The sequence below is a fragment of the uncultured Campylobacter sp. genome, assembly GCF_938017705.1.
Taxonomy (GTDB): Bacteria; Campylobacterota; Campylobacteria; order Campylobacterales; family Campylobacteraceae; genus Campylobacter_B.
Genome location: NZ_CALIIS010000187.1, coordinates 1 through 1,542, shown reverse-complemented (window position 1 = coordinate 1,542; position 1,542 = coordinate 1). Strand labels below are relative to the sequence as shown.

Annotated in this window: 2 protein-coding genes; both read left to right on the top strand. The window is 50.3% G+C overall.

Annotated features, from left to right (window positions below; all coding sequences use genetic code 11):
- Window positions 1–282 precede the first annotated feature (282 nt).
- Window positions 283–963 carry a DNA alkylation repair protein gene (locus Q0605_RS08620; protein ID WP_298706205.1) on the top strand — a complete coding sequence of 227 codons (681 nt, stop codon included), beginning with the start codon at window positions 283–285 and terminating at the stop codon, window positions 961–963.
- Between the two features lie 98 nt (window positions 964–1,061).
- Window positions 1,062–1,430 (top strand): pyridoxamine 5'-phosphate oxidase family protein, encoded by a 369-nt coding sequence (locus Q0605_RS08615; RefSeq protein WP_298706202.1) that lies wholly within the window; start codon window positions 1,062–1,064, stop codon window positions 1,428–1,430.
- The last annotated feature ends 112 nt before the right edge of the window (window positions 1,431–1,542 follow it).

Genomic DNA, 1,542 nt, shown 5'->3' with positions numbered 1-1,542 from the left:
TGATTTTGTTTTCAAACGACGCGCCGAGCTTCATTTAAGCGGCTTTGGCGATACGGCTTGCTTCGCCCGGCGGCATACGGCACGATTTAGCAGACGTATTTTTAGGCAAAAGACTTTGAGCGAGTTCAGCGGGCGACTTAAACGCGATCTTATCGGGCGATTAGTTTGAGCATACGGCGCGCTCTGTTTAGATAGGATAGCCTGTGCGGCGAAATTTTAGCGTGCCGCGATCAACTCGCGTTCGGGCTGGTAAAATTCGCAATCAAAATTTAAAGGAAAGCCATGGATTTACGAGAAAAGATGCTAGGGCAGCTGCGGGCGCTAAGCGAGGAGAAGTTCGCGCAATTTTCGCAGCGCCTAATACCCGCGCCGCAGATTTTGGGCGTGCGCACTCCCTCACTTCGCGCGCTTGCTCGCAAAAGCTTCGCCGTTTTGGGAGGGATGGACGAGGCACGGCGTGAGCTGCAAAATTACGAGCCCGTCTTTCACGAAGAGTTCGTGCTAAAGGGCTTTTTCATAATGCTTTTTAAGCAGGATGAGGCAAAGTTTGCCCTTGCGAGCGATTTTATTAAAACGATGCCTAATTGGGCGGTTTGCGATATTTTCGCTCCGGAATTCAGGGGCGCCGCTCTCGCGGACGCGATACTAAAGCAGGCTAAGGGCGGCGCGGACGAGTTTGAGCGGCGATTTTTCTACGTTTATTTTATGCGAAATATGAGCGCGCTCACGCCCGAGGAATTTTTTGAAATTTGCGCCGCCGAAAGCGACGAGCGGTACTACGTGCAGATGGGCGCGGCGTGGGCGATAGCGGAGATGTTTATCAAACAGCGCGAGAGCACGCTTGCGTTTTTAGCGAGCAAGCGGGCGGCTAAATTTGTCCAAAACAAGGCGATATCGAAGATCCGCGATAGCTTCCGCGTAAGCAAAGCCGAAAAAGATGCGCTTTTGAAGTATAAAATTTAACCGAGACGGAAAGTGGCAGAGGTAGTTAAAATTTCAGTTGCGCGCGGGGCTTGTCAGCCAAAATCGCGAGCTTTAAAATGTAAATTTAAGGAGAGAAAATGTTTAGCAAGGAATTTTTGGAGATTTTGAATTATGAATGCGCCGTAGGTATCGCTACCTGCGCGCACGGCGAAGCTCATATCAGCAATACATGGAACAGATATCTCGTCATTAAGGGGGACCGCATCCTCATCCCGGCTGCGGGTATGAAAAAGACGCAAAGCAACGTGGAGGCAAATCCAAACGTCGAGCTTAGCGTCGCAACGAAGGAGCTAGCAGGCAGGTTCGGAGCGGGGCGTGGCTTTGTAGTGAAGGGCACAGCGCGTTTTATTGATAGTGGCGCGGAGTTTGAAGAAACGAAGGCGAAATTTCCGATTGCTACGAGGCTACTTGAAATCACGGCTAGTAGCGTAAAACAGGTGCTGTAAGCCAAGCGGCGCAGTTTGGGTGGAATTTACGGATGAAATTCCCGATGAAATTCCGCCGCAAGCTTTGTGATGGAATTCCGCCGTGAAATTTTATTGGTAGAAGTTCAAAGTT

Excerpts from the sequence above, each read along its gene's own strand:
- Q0605_RS08620 (WP_298706205.1), top strand. The coding sequence starts at position 283 with ATGGATTTACGAGAAAAGATGCTAGGGCAGCTGCGGGCGCTAAGCGAG.
- Q0605_RS08615 (WP_298706202.1), top strand. The coding sequence starts at position 1,062 with ATGTTTAGCAAGGAATTTTTGGAGATTTTGAATTATGAATGCGCCGTA.